Origin of the sequence: Streptomyces sp. NPDC048254 (assembly GCF_043201895.1) — a bacterium.
In the GTDB taxonomy this organism is placed as follows: Bacteria; Actinomycetota; Actinomycetes; order Streptomycetales; family Streptomycetaceae; genus Streptomyces.
This window is the reverse complement of the sequence record NZ_JBICZJ010000014.1, coordinates 248,359-264,371: the sequence shown is the minus strand read 5'-3', so window position 1 is coordinate 264,371 and position 16,013 is coordinate 248,359. Positions and strand designations below refer to the sequence as shown.

Below are 16,013 nucleotides of genomic sequence, written 5' to 3'. Positions count from 1 at the left end.
ACACCGGCACTGGCGTCGACGTCGGCCGACACCACGGTCAGCAGGCGCCGCGGGATCCACCATGGCTGCGGCGCTTCTCTCGCCAGCATCCGCCGCACCACGCGCCGCAGGAAAGTCTCCAACCGGGGTCCCGTCCACACGGCCTTTCCCCATGCCTGCATGCGCCTGCGATACTCAGCGCGCGAGGGCATCAAGCCCTTCGAGGTCGGCACCTACCGACGGCTGACCGGCGGCGCACCCCCGCCCTGACACGACGACTCGGACGCTGTGGACGGCCACGCCGCATGCGTCGCCGGTCTCGACATGGTGCGACGCCTGGGGGTCCTGCCCTTCCACAAACTCGGCGCGGCCAAGACGAGGCACGGGAATCCCCTTCCGCCTCGCGACACGGCCGCACCGGACGCCCGGACTCACCGAGGAGGTACGTCGGCGGCTCCGCGCTCACGGGAGGGCGGCCTATTGACCCGAGGCGTCTGCGCACGAGCACGGAGTAGCCTCCGCCAAGGCATGACTCAGGTACGGATACGCAGAGTCGCGCTAGCCCGCCGCACCCTGTCGGGTCGACTCGTTGACTCGCACGGTGCAGCGGACATGGACAAGCAGCCCCGCTCTCTCCCGAGTTCAGCCCAGTTCGCAGCGATTGAGCGAGGCACGAACCCGGTTGAGCCCCTCCACTCTCCAGTGGTCCCGGTCGGGCATCTGGTCTTCCCGGCGCCAGCGCCAGGCCGAGAACATGGCCCAGGTCACGGCGCGGCACCGCTGAACCAGGTCTTGGTCGGCCCCCGCATAGTGCTGCTCCACTTCGTCGGGCGCGTGGGCGAGGTCGAACTCGACCGGCCCGCGGCAGCACGTGGCGAGGTCCACGAAAAGCGGCCCCCTCTTCGTGTGGAGGAGGTTGCCCTCATGCGGCTCGCCGTGCAACAACTGGTCGGCGGCTTTGTCCACGCTGATCGCGGCGCTCAGTTCACTCAGTGTGCTGCTGAGGAGTACCCGGTCGGCGTCGGGAAGTTCAGGGGACTGCCGCCGGTCGGTCACCGCACTCAGTGCCTCGGCGACTCGATCGGTGAAGTGCGGTGCGTCGAGATCGACCTGGCGCAGGACCGCATGGTGCCGCATGAGCGCATCCGCGTAGTCGGCCGGCGCAATCTCCGTCTCCACCGGTTCGTAGTAGGTCCATAACGAGATGGCGAAGGCATCGCGCACGTAGACGCGGGGCTCCACCCGAGGCTCCAGCTCGGCCACCGGAGCGTCGACGTCCGCCAGACGGCGAGCGACCTGTACTTCGAACTCGGAATCAGCCAGATGCCTCGACGGTGCGACCCGAGCCAGAACATCGCAGGGAACCAGGCGCAGCGCGACGCGGTCTGAGTTGTTGACGACGACCACGTCGTCGACCCGAAGGCCCACCTCCGAAGCGATCGCCCGTCCTGCCTCCACCGCGCGACGGAGTTCCGAAGGCTCCATGTCGTTCTCCCTCATCGTCGGGTACGCGTACACGCTCGGGGACGACAGCGACGCTCCCCATGTCTTCGCGGACATCATCTGGCACCCGGACCCGGAGAGGGCCGGTCCAGTCCTCGTCGACCAAGGCGACCGTACCCGCGCCGTTGCCACCGCGTTCTGGACGGGCGGCAGCGGGTCGTCCGACCTCGGCACGCGGACGACGACAAGGCCGTGTACGTCCGCCGTCACCGGTCCGCCATCGAACCTGCGGTAGATTTCCGGTGTCCCTGTCTATTTGACGGTGGCCTCTGTCCGACCCACGGGACAAAGCAATGATACGAACTGCTGCCTGATCGTTCACCCGTAGTAGTGCTGTTCCCGGTTCTGATCTATGCAGCGGTGTTCTCCGGCGTGATCGTGGAGATCTCAGCTGGCGGCGGTGATCCGCAGCGGAGGTTGCTTCAAGAAGGGGCCGCGCCACCGTGGTTGCCTTTGGGTTCTGCCGGGCGATTGAAGCGTTCAGTGTCGCGGGGGAGCCGCCGTACCAGCAGCAGAGCCGGGTCGCTAGCGTCATGCGGACGCTCGCCGTGACGTTCGACGAACGCAGGCACAGTGGAACCGCGGTGGGCAAGCGGACATCGAAGCCCTGCGCACAGTCCTACGCAGCTTCCGGTCCGTCTTCAACCGCCTGCTCACCACCTGACGCCTCCAGTAGCGACACCTACGACTACACACTCGATCGCGACACACTGCACCTGTCCATCACCGACGCCATGGGACACGACACTTACTCCGCGCGGCTGGCCACGCCCCTGGTCGGCGCCATGCGTGGCGCCCGCCGCAACGGCTGTGACGCACTCCGGCAGACGCAACGCGCCCACGACGCCCTGCTGACCCACAGCCGCGGCCTGGCCACTCGCCAATTGCTGTGCATCGGCCTCACAACGGGCACCTGCGAACTGGTCAACGCAGGGCATCCCGACCCCTGCGCCTACGCAAAGGCGCCACGGGGGTCGAAGCATCACATCCTCGTCCGGCCCCGCTGGAGGCGAGAGGGATGTTGGGGGCGTCGGCGCCATCCCGACCAACACGGCTTGTCAGGACCGCCCGGCGTGGTGGGCCCCACCCAGATCCGCAGCCCGTCGTATGTCAGCACTTCGAGGCGACAGACGTTGTCGACGGCCTTCCCGTACGCCTGCGCGGACGCCCCGCACGAGTTGTGCCGTTCATCCCGCCGAGCGCGCAGTGGCTGTGCGTCGAGGGCTTCGGGCCGAACTGGAGGCGGTGGCCGGGCAGCCGGCGGTTGAGTTCGTCCAGGACGATGCCGGGCTCCACCACACAGGTGCAGGTCCAGGTGCGGGCCTCGGGATCCACGGAGACCAGGGCGTTGCCTCCCTTGCTCCAGTCGATGACGACGGCCGCGTCGGTCGTCTGCCCGGCCAGGCTGGAGCCTCCGCCGCGCGAGAACACCGGCACGCCGAAGCGAGCGCAGACCCGCACCGCGTGCGCCCCGGCCTCGACGCTCCGGGGGACGACCCCGCCGAGCGGGATCTGCCGGTAGTTGGAGCCGTCCGAGGAGCAGGCGCCCCGGCTGCCGGCATCGAAGCGGACCTCGGCGTCGGTCTCGGAACGCAGGGCCGCCACCAGGTCGCCGAGGGGCTCTCCATGGACGCGTTCGCTCATGAGCGACCTCCGGGCTGTGCGGAGTTCCTTCCGGGACCGGTCACCGGGTACCCCGGAAGTCCACTTCCTTCGCCCGGACAATCCGGGCACCCATGTTGCGCTCCATCATTTCCAGGGCGGCGGCCTCCAGATGGGGGTGGATGGAGGCGACCGCGTCGGTCGGTACGGTGACGTCCAGATGGCGGATGTGCGCGTCCAGGGCGGAATAGAGGACGCACTGCTCGGTGACCTGGCCGGTCAGCACGACGGTCCCCACGCCCAGTTCCCACAGCAGATACGCCATGGGCGTGTCGTAGAAGATGGAGTGGCGTGTCTTGACGACGAAGAGGGAGTCGCCGTCCGGGCGGAGCGGCTCGACCAGGCCGGCATGCGGGCGCGAGAGCGCGGTGTCGACGAGTTCGCCGTGGTGGGAGCGCCACAGCCCGAAGTTGTCGTTCGCGTAGATCACCGGCGCGTCCGCGGCCCGGGCCCGGCTGATCAGTTCCGCCAGGACCGGTACGGCCCGTTCGGCGGAGGGCAACAGCAACTCGGCGTCCTCGTGGTCGTATGTGTTGATCATGTCGATCACGACGAGTGCGCTGCCGTCGCTCTGTCCGGGTCCGGGCATGGTGAACCCTCGTCTCGTGCGGTCAGTCCCGCAGTCGGGGCAGGACCTTGGTGCGGTAGAAGTCGAAGAAGCCCTGCTGGTCCTTGCCGATCTGGTTGACGTACACCGTGTCGAACCCCGCGTCGACGTATGCGGACAGCGCCTCGACGTGAGCGTCCGCGTCGTCGCCGCAGGTGACGGCCTCAGCCACGTGCTCCTCGGTGACCAGTTGGGACGCCTGTCCGAAGTGGCGTGGGGTGGGCAGGACCTGCGGGAGTTCGCCGGGCAGCTGCTCGTTGGCCCACAGCCGGTGCGCGGTCCGGACCGCCTCCCGCTCGTCGGTGCCCCAGCACACCTTGAGGCCGCCGTACACCGGGTTCGTGCCGCCGCCACCGCGCCGGAACCGCTCCACCACCGCTTTGTCGGGTGTCATCGTGATCAGCCCGTCGCCGATCCGTGCGGCGACCTCGGCGGCCTGTGGGCCGAAGGCCGAGACGTCGATCGGCACCGGCTCGTCGGGCACCGTGTAGAGGCGGGCGTTCTCCACCGTGTAGTGCCTGCCGTGGTGGCTGATCTGCTCTCCGGTGAACAGCCGCCGGATGATCTGCAGCGCCTCTTCCAGCATCTCCAGACGCACCGGCGCCTCGGGCCAGACGGTACCGAGGATGTGCTCGTTCAGCGCCTCGCCCGTGCCCACGCCCAACCGGAAGCGCCCGTCCAGCTGGACCGCGCTGGTGGCGGCCGCCTGGGCGATCACCGCGGGGTGCGTACGTACCAGTGGGCAGGTCACGGCCGTCTCCACGGGGAGCGAGACCGCCTGCGAGAGAGCGCCGATCACCGACCACACGAACGGGCTCTGGCCCTGGGCGTCGTGCCACGGATGGTAGTGATCGGATATCCACAGTGCGTCGAATCCGGCCTGCTCCGCCATCCGCGCCTGCTCGACGAGTTCCGCCGGGCTGTGCTCCTCGCAGGAGAGGAAGTATCCGAAGTCCGCCATCGTGCCTCCTGAACCGCGTCCGTCTGGGGGACCGCTGCCGAGTACCCCGTGGCGGCCGGGTTGTACACGGTGTCGCCGGCGGGAGAAGGGGTACCGAGGACGGGGGCCTTCGCGGGCGCGAAGGTCCAGGCCACAGCGAAGTCACGGAGGTGTCCATGGCACTGCGCGCACTGCCCCGGAAGACCCTGCAAAACGTGCGGACCTGGCGGGACTGGCGCCGCGGCGACGATCTGCGGATCCCGGCCGACTCGACTGCGGTCGAGGACGCGAGCCGCCGCTTCCTGCTCTTCGGCGCCCTCCCGCTGTGGGTGGTGCCGGGCCTCGCCGACTGGTGGATGCACCGGCGGACCCGGATCGAGCACACCAGCGGAACCAAGGAGTCCGCGGTCCACGCGCTGATGATGACCGAGGCCGGAATCCCCGTCCTCATGGGCCTGCTGGCCCGTGTCAACCCGCTGGTGCTCAGCGTGATGGGCGGCGCTGCCCTGGCCCACGGGGCGACGGCCGTGTACGACGTGTCGCTGGCCGTCAAGGAGCGGGAGGTCCGCCCGATCGAGCAGCACATCCACAGCTTCCTGGAGGTGCTGCCGCTCACCGCGCTGGCCTTCACCGCCTGTCTGCACGCCGACCAGGTCCGCAAGACCCTGCGGGGCGGCCCGGAACCGCAGGACTGGCGGCTGCTGCCCAAGGAGCACCCGCTGCCCGCCGCGTACCTCGCGGGGCTCGCCGCGATCATCGCGGGCGGTGTCGCCCTGCCCTACGCCGAGGAACTCCGGCGCTGCCTGCGCGCCGCGGTGGGCGAGGGGAGCCGACGATGACAGTCAGCCGCCTGGCGCCGCGCGGAACGGGTGGCCGGTCCGTTGCCGCTACCAGACCAGCGACACTCACCTCTGGTCCGGCGGTAGCCGCCTCAGGAACCGGGGCACCGCGACGCTGCCGGCAGCCAGCGCGAACTTGATCCCGGCGCGCTTCAGCGGGGCGCCCACCTGTTTGGTCGCCTCCACGATGGCCTGGCTGCGGTCCGGCGGGAGTGTTCGGCGAGCCCGTCACCGTCAGCGTGCACGGCCATCCCCGAACGGTCACCTGTTGTACCGCGACCCAGCGGACTCCACTGGCCCTGCGTAGCCACACCGGCGGCGGGTACCCGAGGCCAAAACCCATTGCCCGGCCGTGAGAGGGAAAGCATCGTGTCCGACCGCCGTCCGAAGGATCCCGGGAACGACAGAGCGCAGTGTGCCAGTCCCGTGTTCAGGGACCTGCCCGACCAGCGGAGGGTCGCCGGCGAGAAGCCCTGGAAGCCGGGCAGTGACGCGACGTGGAAGGCCGAGGACGAGCAGCCGAACCCCGGGATGCCCCACGGGGACGTGGCCGGAACGGGCCGGCATGGCTCCCTTGACTCCAGAGATCCCCGATCCGGACACCCCGTGTCCGAGGATCCGCCCGGTTGACGCCCCGCGCGCCGTATCCATCCCGGTGGGCCAGTCTGGGAGTGACACCCACCCATGCCGCCGGGCATTCCGGCCGCCGAAAGGACACACCATGGGTGTGCGTACGTGGATCAGCGACTGGCCCGCCTTCCGTCAGCTGACCGCATCAGACCCGCTGGGCCGGGGCCGGGCCGCCATGTCGGCGCGCACCCAGCACCTCAGGCCGCGCACGGTCACCGCCGACAGGGTGGTGCGATCCGTATGTCCCTACTGCGCGGTGGGCTGCGGACAGCAGCTCTACGTCAAGGACGGCAAGGTCGTCCAGATCGAGGGCGACCCGGACTCGCCCATCAGCCGGGGACGCCTGTGTCCCAAGGGTTCGGCCACGCTGCAGCTCACCACCGGCCCGGCCCGTCGCCACGAGGTGCTCTACCGGCGGCCGTACGCCACCGACTGGGAACCCCTCGACCTGGAGACCGCCATGGACATGGTGGCCGACCGGGTCATCGAGACGCGGCGCCGGACCTGGGAGTGGGAGTCCGACGGGCTGCGCACCGCGCGCACGCTCGGCATCGCCAGTCTCGGCGGCGCCACCCTCGACAACGAGGAGAACTACCTGATCAAGAAGCTGCTGACCGGTCTTGGCGTCGTCCAGGTGGAGAACCAGGCCCGGGTCTGCCACAGCTCCACGGTCGCCGGGCTCGGCACCTCCTTCGGGCGGGGTGGTGCCACCACCTTCATGCAGGACCTCCAGCACTCCGACTGCATCGTGATCCAGGGCTCCAACTTCGCCGAGGCCCACCCCGTCGGCTTCCAGTGGGTGATGGAGGCCAAGGCGCGCGGCGCCCGGGTCATCCACGTGGACCCGCGGTTCACCCGCACCAGCGCGCTGGCCGACCTGCATGTCCCGATCCGGGCCGGCAGCGACATCGCGTTCCTCGGCGCGATCATCAACCACGTCCTGACCGAGGAGAAGGACTTCCGCGAGTACGTCCTCGCCTACACCAACGCCGCCACCCTGGTGAGCGAGGACTTCCGCGACACCGAGGACCTCGACGGTGTCTTCTCCGGGCTGGACGAGGACAAGCACCACTATGACCCGTCGAGCTGGCAGTACGAGGGTGTCGAGGTGCAGCAGCCCACCGGCGAGGTCGACGAACAGTACGAGGAGCGCGTCCATGGCTCCGGCGGCCCGGAGGCGCACGGCTCGGGCGGGGCGCGCACCGCGGGCCGGGCGCCCCGTGACGAGTCGCTGCGCGACCCGCGCTGCGTCTATCAGGTCCTCAAGCGTCACTACGCCCGCTACACGCCGGAGCTGGTGGAGGAGGTCTGCGGCGTACCGCGCGCGAAGTTCCTCCAGGTGTGCGAGGACCTGACCGCCAACTCGGGCCGCGAGCGGACAAGCGCGTTCGTGTACGCGGTCGGCTGGACCCAGCACTCGGTCGGCGCCCAGTACATCCGCGCCGCGAGCGTGCTCCAGCTGCTGCTAGGCAATATCGGCCGCCCCGGCGGCGGCATCCAGGCCCTGCGCGGCCATGCCTCCATCCAGGGCTCCAGCGACATCCCCACCCTCTTCAACCTGCTGCCCGGCTATCTCCCCATGCCGCACGCCCACGCGCACGAGGACCTGGACGCGTTCATCGAGGCCAGCCGCACCGACAAGGGCTTCTGGGGCAACATGCGGGCCTACTTCGTCAGCCTCCTGAAGGCGTACTACGGCGACGCGGCCACCGCCGCCAACGACTTCTGCTTCGACCACCTGCCGCGCCTGACCGGCTCCCACTCCACGTACGACACGGTGATGGCCCAGTTGGACGGGGTGTGCAAGGGCTACTTCCTGATGGGCGAGAACCCCGCGGTCGGCTCCGCCAACACACGGCTCCAACGGCTCGGCATGGCCAACCTGGAGTGGCTCGTCGTACGCGACTTCTCCCTCATCGAGTCGGCGACCTGGTGGCAGGACGGCCCGGAGATCGAGACCGGGGAACTGCGCACCGAGGAGATCGGCACCGAGGTGTTCTTCTTCCCCGCCGCCGCTCACACCGAGAAGAACGGCTCGTTCACCAATACCAACCGCTGGCTGCAGTGGCACCACGCGGCCGTCGAACCCGACGGCGACGCCCGCAGCGACCTGTGGTTCATGTACCACCTCGGCCGCCGCATCAAGGAACGGCTGGCCGCCTCGACCGACCCGATGGACCGGCCCGTACAGGATCTGACCTGGGACTACCCCGTCGACGGCCCGCTGGCCGAACCGGATGCCGCCGCCGTGCTCGCCGAGATCAACGGCCACGGCCCGGGCGGGGCACCGCTCTCGGCGTACACCGAAATCAAGGACGACGGTACGACGAGGTGCGGCTGCTGGATCTACTGCGGGGTGTACGCGAACGGTGTCAACCAGGCCGCCCGCCGCCGGCCCGGAAGCGAGCAGGACTGGGTGGCCGCCGAATGGGCCTGGGCGTGGCCCGCCAACCGCCGTGTCCTCTACAACCGGGCGTCGGCCGCCCCGGACGGCACTCCGTGGAGCGAGCGCAAGGCGTACGTCTGGTGGGACGAGGAGGAGGGGAAGTGGACCGGGTACGACGTCCCGGACTTCGTACCCGACCGCGCCCCTGGCTTCGTACCGGACGAGGACGCGACCGGACCCGACGCGCTGCGCGGCGACGACCCGTTCATCATGCAGGCCGACGGCAAGGGCTGGCTGTACGCGCCCGCGGGCTTGGAGGACGGGCCACTCCCGACCCACTACGAACCGCAGGACTCCCCCTTCGCCAACGCCCTCCATCCCTCCACACCGCGCTCCCCCGTACGCCAGTTGCTGCCCCGGGAGGGCAACCGCTACCACCCGAGCGGTGACGAGAAAGGCGCCGAGGTCTTCCCGTACGTCATCACCACGCACCGCCTCACCGAGCACTTCACGGCGGGCGGTATGAGCCGCTGGTCGCCGTATCTCTCCGAACTCCAGCCGGAGTTCTTCTGCGAGGTCTCCCCCCAACTGGCCGCCGAACGCGGCCTTGAGCACCTGGGATGGGCCACCATCGTCACGGCCCGCAACGCCGTCGAGGCCCGCGTCATGGTCACCGCCCGGATCACCCCCCTCACGGTGCACGGCCGGACGATCCACCAGATCGGGCTGCCGTTCCACTGGGGTCCCAACGGCGTGGCCACCGGCGACGCGGCCAACGAACTCGTCGCGATCGCCCTCGACCCCAACGCCCATATCCAGGAGGACAAGGCGCTGACCGCCGACATCCGCCCGGGCCGCCGACCCCGCGGGCCCGACCTGCCGAAGCTGGTCGCCGAGTACCGCAGCCGCGCGGGCATCACCGCCAGCACAGGGACGGAGACCCGGAAATGACCGACCGTCACCTGCTCAGCGGTACCGAACCCGACCCCGCACGCGACGCAGGACACCCCGAACCCCCGCCCCGCGTCGGCTTCTTCACGGACACCTCCGTCTGCATCGGCTGCAAGGCCTGCGAGGTCGCCTGCAAGGAGTGGAACGCCATCCCGGAGGACGGCCTCTCCCTCACCGGCATGAGCTACGACAACACCCAGGGCCTCGGCGCCTCCAGCTGGCGCCATGTCGCCTTCATCGAACAGCAGGTCCCGGCGCCGGACGGACGCACCCGGCTTCCCCTGGCCGAAGCCGGGCCCGAGCCTTCCGCCGAGCCCGGGGAAATGCGCTGGCTGATGTCGTCCGACGTGTGCAAACACTGCACCCACGCCGCCTGCCTCGACGTCTGCCCCACCGGCTCCCTCTTCCGGACCGAGTTCGGCACAGTCGTCGTCCAGGAGGACATCTGCAACGGCTGCGGCTACTGCGTACCCGCCTGCCCGTACGGCGTCATCGAACAACGCCCCGAGGACGGGCGGGCGTTCAAGTGCACCATGTGCTACGACCGGCTCGGCGCCGGCCAGGAACCCGCCTGCGCCAAAGCCTGCCCGACCGAGTCCATCCAGTTCGGTCCTCTGGACGAACTGCGCGAACGAGCCGCACTGCGCGTGGACCAACTGCACGCGGCGGGCGTGGACGGCGCGCGGCTGTACGGGCACGAGCCCGACGACGGGGTCGGCGGCGACGGCGCGTTCTTCCTGCTCCTCGACGAGCCCGAGGTCTACGGGCTGCCCCCGAACCCGGTCGTCGCCACCCGCGACCTCCCCACGATGTGGAAGCACGCCGGTGTGGCGGCCCTCTCCCTGGCCGGAGCCTTCGCCGTCTCGTTCGCACTGCCCGGTCTGCTGCGCAGGAAGGCCACATCATGAGCGACTCCGCCGACAGTTCCGGGCAGGGCACGCGCCAGCGGCGCCGTAAGCGCCGCGGGGAGCAACTCATGGTCCCCCGGGCCGAGTTCGAGTCGTACTACGGACGCCCGGTCATCAAGGCACCGTCCTGGAGTGCCCGGGACATCGCCGGGTACTTCTTCCTGGGCGGGCTCGCCGGCGCGGGCTCCGTGCTCGCGGCGGGCGCCCAGCTCACGGGACGTACGACCACCGCCACGGCGATGAAGGTGTCCTCCCTTGCCGCGGTCTCACTGTCCGCCGCCGCACTCGTGCACGACCTCGGGGTGCCGAGCCGGTTCCCCAACATGCTCCGGGTGCTCAAGCCGACCTCCCCCATGAGCGTGGGCTCCTGGCTCCTCGCCGGTTACGGACCGGCGGCCGGCGCTGCCGCGGTCACCGCCGTCACCGGGCGGCTGCCCAGGGCCGGGGCCACGGCGACCGCGGCCGCGGCTCTGCTCGGACCGGCGATCGCCTCCTACACCGCGGTCCTGGCGGCGGACACCGCCGTTCCCGCCTGGCACGGCGCGCACCGGGAACTCCCCTACCTGTTCGCCGCCTCCGCGACGGCTGCCGCCTCCGGCATGGCCCTGCTCCTCGGTCCGGTGCACGAGACGGCACCCGCACGCTGCGCCGCAGTGCTCGCCGCCGGCGCTGAGGAAGCCGCGACCCGGGCGGCCGAACGGCGCCTCGGCATGGTCGCGGAGACCTACCACCAGGGCCGCGCCGGAACCCTGCTGCGCACCGCCCGGCTGCTCACCGCGACCGGCGCCGCCACCGGCCTGCTGCTCGGCCACCGCAGCCGCCCGGCGGCCGGCGTCGCGGGCCTCGCCCTCCTCGCGGGCTCGGCCTGCACCCGCTTCGGCATCTTCGCGGCAGGAGTGGCCTCGGCCGAGGACCCGAAGTACACGGTCGCACCCCAACGCGCCGGCACGAACCCGTCCGGCGAGGCCGAGAGCTGACGGCGTACGGCCCCAGGCTCGGTCACCCCTCACAGAGTCCGCCGAGACCGACGGACCGGAAGACGACCTGCAGGACCGACTCCCGGTGGTCGACATCGACCCCCGAGCGGCACGCCGAGGTGCGCCGACGGCTGGCCGGGCGTGATCTGCCGGGTAACGAGCGGCGGCGGTGGGAGTGCATCCGGCTGCCAGGCCGGGGCCTGACCGTGCCGCAGGTCGCCGACCTGATCGAATGCAACCCGGTCACGGCCCCGCAGCATCCCGCGTCACTTCGGCATCCAGGCGCCGTTTTTCTGGCGTGGCACCGGTCGCGGGGCTGACCACACCGTACCCGCCCGGCATACCCGCCGTACTCCCCGCCGTACGCCTCACCGAGCCCGCCCTGTCCTACCTGACCAGCGGAGTCGCCGTGGGCATGCACCTCCCCGACGCCGCCGACACCCGGCTGAACATCGCGTGTGAGGAACATCGCCCGGCGGAACTCGTCGAGCAGGCGCGCATGGCCGAACAGGCCGGCTTCGAGTGACCGGTCAGGTCACCGCGCAGTGCGCCCTGTACTCCGCCTTGGACGCGCACATCCGCCATCCGGAGGTCACGGTACGGAGAGCCACCGCGCCCTACAGCACCAGCTCTCGCACGCGGAGGGGCGTTGGCCGTCCGGGTCACCGGGAATCCTGGAAGCCGAGTTCCTTCGCGAGGTGACCGCAGCCGAAATACCCGACGGGCACGAGCTTGCGCATGGTGTCGCCGGCAGAAGGAGGGGTACCTGGGAGGCGTTACCGGAAGGCCCGAAAGCCCCCCGGTCGAAGGTTTTGTCTCTGTCACGGAGGTTTCCATGGCACTGCGCGCTCTGCCCCGTACGGCTTGGAGGAACTGGCGGGGCTGGCGGCGGCCCGGCGACCTGCGGATCCCGCTCCGGTCGACCGAGGCGGAGGACACCGGCCGGCGTTTTCCGCTCTACGGCCTTCTCCCGTTGTGGGTGGTGCCCGGCCTCGCGGACTGGTGGATGCACCGGCGGACCCGGATCGAGCACACCACCGGTACCAAGGAGTCCGCGGCCCACGCGCTCATGATGACCGAGGCCGGTGTACCGGTGCTCATGGGCCTGCTCGCGCGGGTCAACCCGCTGGTGCTCACCACGCTGGGCGGCGCCGCCCTCGCCCATGGAGCGACGGCCCTGTACGACGTGTCGCCGGCCGTCGGCGAACGCGAGGTGCGGCCCATCGTGCAGCACATCCACCGCTTCCTGGAGGTGCTGCCGCTCACCGCCCTGTCGTTCACGGCCTGTCTCCACACCGACCAGGTCCGCGAGACCCTGCGGGGCGGCGCGGACGGCCAGGACTGGCGCCCGCTGCCCAAGGAACATCCGCTGCCGGCCGCGTACCTCGCGGGGCTCGCCGGGGTCGTCGTGCCATACGCCGAAGAACTGCGGCGCTGCCTTCGCACCGCCTCGCGCGGGGGGAGCCGTCGATGAGAGCCGGACAGGGCGCGGATCGCGCCCCCGACCTCCGAGGGGCCGCCCAGGACCCGCAGCCACCCGCGCCGGATCAGCTCCCGCCCGACCGCAGCCAGGCCATTCTGGAGGCCACCAAGCAGGTGGCTGCCATCCTGAAACGCGCCGGGCACAAGTTCGCGCTCGCCGGGAGCGTGGCGGTCTACGCCCACGGCGGCAGCGACACGCTCCAGCACGACGCCGACTTCTGCGTGCTGCCCGAGGACGCCGAGGCGGTGGCCGGGTCACTGAGCTCGGCCGGACTGACCGTGCGTGTGCCGCCGGAGGACTGGCTGGTGAAGACCACCTGCCTCGGCCAGGACGTCGACATCATCTTCGAGCTCGCCCGCCGGCCGGTGACCGTGGACCTGCTGGCCCGCGCCCAGGAGTTCCCGGTCGACTCGGTGCGCATGCCCGTGCTGTCCGCGACCGACCTGCTGGTGAACCTCGTCACCGCTTTCACGGAGCACCACTGCGACTTCGGTGCCGTACTGCCGGTCGCCCGGTCCCTGCGCGAGAAGGTCGACTGGCGGGAGGTGCGCCGCAGCTGCGGGGACGAGCCGATGGCCGGCGCCTTCCTCTACCTCCTTGAGCGGCTGAGCGTCATCGACCCCGGCGAGGACCGGGAGCAGCGATGAACCTCGAATACCGTGCGGCCCATCTCGCCGAGCGCCTCGCGCAGGGGGCCTGCGGCGAGCTGGGGGTGCGGGTCGAGGTCCGCGGCGATACGGTCCTGCTGACAGGGACGGTGCCGTCCGCCGGATGCCGCGAGGACATTCGTCGTGTCGCCCACGAGGAACTGGCGGGCGTGCCGGTGCACTTCGATCTCGTCGTCGCCGAGAGCGGCCCGCCCGACCACTCCGAGGAACTGGCATGATCCGGGTCGCGGCCGTCGGCGACATCCACCTGGGCCTCGACAGCCAGGGCACGCTCCGGCCCGCCTTCGAGACCCTGCCCGACTGCGCCGACGTCCTCCTGCTGGCGGGCGACCTCACCCGGCACGGCACGCCCGAGGAGGCCCAGGTGGTTGCCCGCGAGATCGAGGACCTCGGCGTCCCAGTCGTCGCCGTCCTCGGAAACCACGACCACCACGACGACCACCCCGACGAGGTCACGGCCATCCTGCGGGACGTCGGAGCACACGTCCTGGAGGGCCAGGCGACCGTCGTGACCCACGGCGGCCTGCGGATCGGCGTGGCCGGCACCAAGGGGTTCGGCGGCGGCTTCGTGGGACGGTGCGCCGGCGAGTTCGGCGAGCCCGTCATGAAGGAGTTCGTACGGTACTCACGCCACCGCGCCGACGGTCTGCGCGCGGCTCTGGAGGAGCTCCACCGGTACGCGTGCGATGCGCGGATCGCCCTCACCCACTTCGCCCCCGTCCCCGACACCCTGGCCGGCGAACCCCTGGAGATCTACCCGTTCCTCGGCAGCTACCTGCTCGCCGAGGCCATCGACACGGCGGGCGCCGACCTGGCCGTCCACGGGCACGCGCACGCCGGCACCGAACACGGCATGACCGGCGGCGGGGTGAAGGTTCGCAACGTGGCGCAGCCCGTCATCGGGCGGGCCTTCCACATCTACCGCGTGAACACGAGCCAGCCCTGGGAGGGATCGCCCACAAGGGGTACCCGGCCGTTGGCAGAGACCCGCGAACAGCGAGAAAGGGACCGGTCATGACCCAGCATGTGCGCGACATCATGACGAGCGACCTAGTGACCGTCGAACCGCAGGCGTCGGTGACCTCTGTGGCCCGGCTGATGCGGGACCAGGACGTCGGCGCCGTCCTGGTGACCGAGGAAGGACATCTGCGGTGCCTGGTGAGCGACCGCGACCTGGTGGTGAGGGCCTTCGCCGAAGGCGCCGACCTCGAGCAGACGACGGTGATGCAGGCCGCCAGCGAAGACCTGGTCACCGTCACCCCGGACGACAGCCTGGACAGGGCCGTCCGGCTGATGCGCGAGCACGCCGTACGGCGGCTCCCGGTCGTCGAGGGCGACCGGCCGGTCGGCATCCTCTCCCTGGGCGACCTCGCGATCGAGCGCGACGAGAAGTCCGCCCTCGGCGACATCAGCGCGGCCCGGCCCAACACGTGAAGACATTCCGCCAGCCAGCAGCCAGCCAGCCGGGGCCGGCAGGTCGGCGCCGGTCGGCCGTCGATGCCCCCGCAGCGGGCATCCGGCACCGATGACCAGGACACGCGACGCGAAACCATGAGCCTCATGGACCACCTCTGAGCAAGAGGCGCCCCCCGCCTCGATGTCAAAAGTGGATGTCGAAGGTCCCGGACCAAGATCGAATGCCGTTGGTTGAGTTGATCCGGGGCCTGGCGTGAGGTCGGCCATGCCGCCACGATCTGGTCGCGTGCTGCGGGCCGGGGGCGGGCAGGACGAGCAAGCGGAAGGACTCCGCGGTGTCGGGGCCGTCGTCGTGCGACGAACTGGAGTGGACGATCACCGTGGGGGCACACTCGCCGGACGGACAGGCAATACCCCATGCGACAGCCGTTCCCACGGACGTGCCGCCTGTCCGAAGCACTGACCTGAGGGCACCCCGTCAATCCGGGACAAACATCCGGTCAGACCTGCGGCAGGCCCAGATCGAGGAGTCGCGGGGCGCCGGACTCGATCGACGAAGTGGGGACTCGGGGCGAAGGGGCGAGACCCCCCGCCGGAAGCGGGGCGGGCTCGGTCGGTGTGACGGCCGGGGCGGGCCGCTCGGTGCCCTTCTCCGGCAGCAGCAGCTCCTCGTATCTGCCCAGGACGAGCAGCAGGCCGAGCATGAAGGGCGGAATGAGCACCGCGAGCACTGCCATGGCATGTCCTTCTCGGGAACGCCGCGCGAGGGGCGAAACGCGGGTGTCCTCGGAGTGAGGGGACAAACCTCCACGTCGGTCATCCGTGTCGGTGTCCGGTCTACGGGTACGCGGTGGCCATGGCCGAAGAAGCCGAGCGCTACGGCGCCGACCGGCCTCCGCCCACCTCGACGCCCCGATGCCGAGGAGAACCGTGTGACCTCGCTCCGCACCTTCACGCGACCGGCGGGCCGACAGGGAACCGATGTCGGTGACGCGACGACCCACTGACTCCGGTACGGGCTGCTGCCGGGTGACGTCGTGGCCGAGTCTGCGCCTGGACATCGC

The 16,013-nt window shown here is 70.6% G+C and carries 14 protein-coding genes and 4 pseudogenes; 13 read left to right on the top strand and 5 right to left on the bottom strand.

What is annotated here, in order from left to right; translation table 11 throughout:
- Positions 1-621: 621 nt before the first annotated feature.
- Complete coding sequence (locus ACGFZQ_RS34535; protein ID WP_393843644.1) at positions 622-1,464, bottom strand: phosphotransferase; 843 nt, start codon at positions 1,462-1,464, stop codon at positions 622-624.
- Here ACGFZQ_RS34535 and ACGFZQ_RS34530 point away from each other — a divergent pair.
- Entirely contained in the window at positions 1,463-1,717 is a 255-nt protein-coding gene (locus ACGFZQ_RS34530; protein ID WP_393843643.1) for a hypothetical protein, read from the top strand. The two genes, ACGFZQ_RS34535 and ACGFZQ_RS34530, sit on opposite strands and share 2 nt — an antisense overlap.
- A 436-nt stretch (positions 1,718-2,153) precedes the next feature.
- Positions 2,154-2,446 (top strand): annotated as a pseudogene (locus tag ACGFZQ_RS34525) (SpoIIE family protein phosphatase); the annotation flags it as partial.
- A 105-nt stretch (positions 2,447-2,551) separates the two neighbouring features.
- On the opposite strand, the pseudogene ACGFZQ_RS34520 reads toward ACGFZQ_RS34525, so the two are convergent.
- The 3 genes and pseudogenes from ACGFZQ_RS34520 to ACGFZQ_RS34510 form a co-directional block, all read right to left on the bottom strand.
- Positions 2,552-3,126, bottom strand: a pseudogene (locus tag ACGFZQ_RS34520) (FAD-binding oxidoreductase); the annotation flags it as partial.
- 40 nt (positions 3,127-3,166) lie between these two features.
- Positions 3,167-3,733 carry a cysteine hydrolase family protein gene (locus tag ACGFZQ_RS34515; RefSeq protein WP_393843642.1) on the bottom strand — a complete coding sequence of 189 codons (567 nt, stop codon included), beginning with the start codon at positions 3,731-3,733 and terminating at the stop codon, positions 3,167-3,169.
- Between the two features lie 22 nt (positions 3,734-3,755).
- Positions 3,756-4,712: an LLM class F420-dependent oxidoreductase gene (locus ACGFZQ_RS34510; RefSeq protein WP_393843641.1), complete on the bottom strand. Its 957-nt coding sequence runs from the start codon at positions 4,710-4,712 to the stop codon at positions 3,756-3,758.
- Positions 4,713-4,867: 155 nt separating this feature from the next.
- Between ACGFZQ_RS34510 and ACGFZQ_RS34505 the strand changes: the two genes are divergently transcribed.
- The 11 genes and pseudogenes from ACGFZQ_RS34505 to ACGFZQ_RS34455 all read left to right on the top strand — a co-directional run bounded on the left by ACGFZQ_RS34505 (position 4,868) and on the right by ACGFZQ_RS34455 (position 14,967).
- Positions 4,868-5,530, top strand: coding sequence for a diguanylate cyclase (locus ACGFZQ_RS34505; protein WP_393843640.1), 663 nt, complete (start codon positions 4,868-4,870; stop codon positions 5,528-5,530).
- A 721-nt stretch (positions 5,531-6,251) separates the two neighbouring features.
- The gene (fdh, locus tag ACGFZQ_RS34500; RefSeq protein ID WP_393843639.1) at positions 6,252-9,497 is read left to right on the top strand and encodes a formate dehydrogenase; all 3,246 of its coding nucleotides are present in this window, start codon (positions 6,252-6,254) and stop codon (positions 9,495-9,497) included.
- On the top strand, positions 9,494-10,405 hold the full coding sequence (locus ACGFZQ_RS34495) for a 4Fe-4S dicluster domain-containing protein (RefSeq protein ID WP_393843638.1): 912 nt from the start codon (positions 9,494-9,496) through the stop codon (positions 10,403-10,405). Before fdh ends, ACGFZQ_RS34495 begins: the two co-directional genes overlap by 4 nt.
- Positions 10,402-11,382, top strand: coding sequence for an NrfD/PsrC family molybdoenzyme membrane anchor subunit (nrfD, locus tag ACGFZQ_RS34490; RefSeq protein ID WP_393843637.1), 981 nt, complete (start codon positions 10,402-10,404; stop codon positions 11,380-11,382). Before ACGFZQ_RS34495 ends, nrfD begins: the two co-directional genes overlap by 4 nt.
- A gap of 310 nt (positions 11,383-11,692) precedes the next feature.
- A pseudogene (locus tag ACGFZQ_RS34485) lies at positions 11,693-11,908 on the top strand (hypothetical protein); the annotation flags it as partial.
- Positions 11,899-11,988, top strand: a pseudogene (locus tag ACGFZQ_RS34480) (cysteine hydrolase); the annotation flags it as partial. The pseudogenes ACGFZQ_RS34485 and ACGFZQ_RS34480, both read left to right, overlap by 10 nt.
- 229 nt (positions 11,989-12,217) lie before the next feature.
- On the top strand, positions 12,218-12,856 hold the full coding sequence (locus tag ACGFZQ_RS34475; protein WP_393843636.1) for a diguanylate cyclase: 639 nt from the start codon (positions 12,218-12,220) through the stop codon (positions 12,854-12,856).
- Positions 12,853-13,512: a hypothetical protein gene (locus ACGFZQ_RS34470; protein WP_393843635.1), complete on the top strand. Its 660-nt coding sequence runs from the start codon at positions 12,853-12,855 to the stop codon at positions 13,510-13,512. The genes ACGFZQ_RS34475 and ACGFZQ_RS34470 overlap by 4 nt, the downstream gene beginning before the upstream one ends.
- Positions 13,509-13,751 carry a BON domain-containing protein gene (locus ACGFZQ_RS34465; RefSeq protein ID WP_393843634.1) on the top strand — a complete coding sequence of 81 codons (243 nt, stop codon included), beginning with the start codon at positions 13,509-13,511 and terminating at the stop codon, positions 13,749-13,751. Before ACGFZQ_RS34470 ends, ACGFZQ_RS34465 begins: the two co-directional genes overlap by 4 nt.
- Positions 13,748-14,551: a metallophosphoesterase gene (locus ACGFZQ_RS34460; protein WP_393843633.1), complete on the top strand. Its 804-nt coding sequence runs from the start codon at positions 13,748-13,750 to the stop codon at positions 14,549-14,551. The genes ACGFZQ_RS34465 and ACGFZQ_RS34460 overlap by 4 nt, the downstream gene beginning before the upstream one ends.
- Positions 14,548-14,967 carry a CBS domain-containing protein gene (locus ACGFZQ_RS34455; RefSeq protein WP_393843632.1) on the top strand — a complete coding sequence of 140 codons (420 nt, stop codon included), beginning with the start codon at positions 14,548-14,550 and terminating at the stop codon, positions 14,965-14,967. The genes ACGFZQ_RS34460 and ACGFZQ_RS34455 overlap by 4 nt, the downstream gene beginning before the upstream one ends.
- Before the next feature lie 482 nt (positions 14,968-15,449).
- On the opposite strand, the gene ACGFZQ_RS34450 is transcribed toward ACGFZQ_RS34455, so the two are convergent.
- Entirely contained in the window at positions 15,450-15,686 is a 237-nt protein-coding gene (locus ACGFZQ_RS34450) for a hypothetical protein (protein WP_393843631.1), read from the bottom strand.
- Between the last annotated feature and the right edge of the window lie 327 nt (positions 15,687-16,013).

Excerpts from the sequence above, each read along its gene's own strand:
- fdh (WP_393843639.1), top strand. The coding sequence starts at position 6,252 with ATGGGTGTGCGTACGTGGATCAGCGACTGGCCCGCCTTCCGTCAGCTG.
- ACGFZQ_RS34505 (WP_393843640.1), top strand. The coding sequence starts at position 4,868 with ATGGCACTGCGCGCACTGCCCCGGAAGACCCTGCAAAACGTGCGGACC.
- ACGFZQ_RS34515 (WP_393843642.1), bottom strand. The coding sequence starts at position 3,733 with ATGCCCGGACCCGGACAGAGCGACGGCAGCGCACTCGTCGTGATCGAC.
- ACGFZQ_RS34495 (WP_393843638.1), top strand. The coding sequence starts at position 9,494 with ATGACCGACCGTCACCTGCTCAGCGGTACCGAACCCGACCCCGCACGC.
- ACGFZQ_RS34510 (WP_393843641.1), bottom strand. The coding sequence starts at position 4,712 with ATGGCGGACTTCGGATACTTCCTCTCCTGCGAGGAGCACAGCCCGGCG.
- ACGFZQ_RS34465 (WP_393843634.1), top strand. The coding sequence starts at position 13,509 with ATGAACCTCGAATACCGTGCGGCCCATCTCGCCGAGCGCCTCGCGCAG.
- ACGFZQ_RS34530 (WP_393843643.1), top strand. The coding sequence starts at position 1,463 with ATGTCGTTCTCCCTCATCGTCGGGTACGCGTACACGCTCGGGGACGAC.
- ACGFZQ_RS34535 (WP_393843644.1), bottom strand. The coding sequence starts at position 1,464 with ATGGAGCCTTCGGAACTCCGTCGCGCGGTGGAGGCAGGACGGGCGATC.
- ACGFZQ_RS34460 (WP_393843633.1), top strand. The coding sequence starts at position 13,748 with ATGATCCGGGTCGCGGCCGTCGGCGACATCCACCTGGGCCTCGACAGC.
- ACGFZQ_RS34475 (WP_393843636.1), top strand. The coding sequence starts at position 12,218 with ATGGCACTGCGCGCTCTGCCCCGTACGGCTTGGAGGAACTGGCGGGGC.
- nrfD (WP_393843637.1), top strand. The coding sequence starts at position 10,402 with ATGAGCGACTCCGCCGACAGTTCCGGGCAGGGCACGCGCCAGCGGCGC.
- ACGFZQ_RS34470 (WP_393843635.1), top strand. The coding sequence starts at position 12,853 with ATGAGAGCCGGACAGGGCGCGGATCGCGCCCCCGACCTCCGAGGGGCC.
- ACGFZQ_RS34450 (WP_393843631.1), bottom strand. The coding sequence starts at position 15,686 with ATGGCAGTGCTCGCGGTGCTCATTCCGCCCTTCATGCTCGGCCTGCTG.
- ACGFZQ_RS34455 (WP_393843632.1), top strand. The coding sequence starts at position 14,548 with ATGACCCAGCATGTGCGCGACATCATGACGAGCGACCTAGTGACCGTC.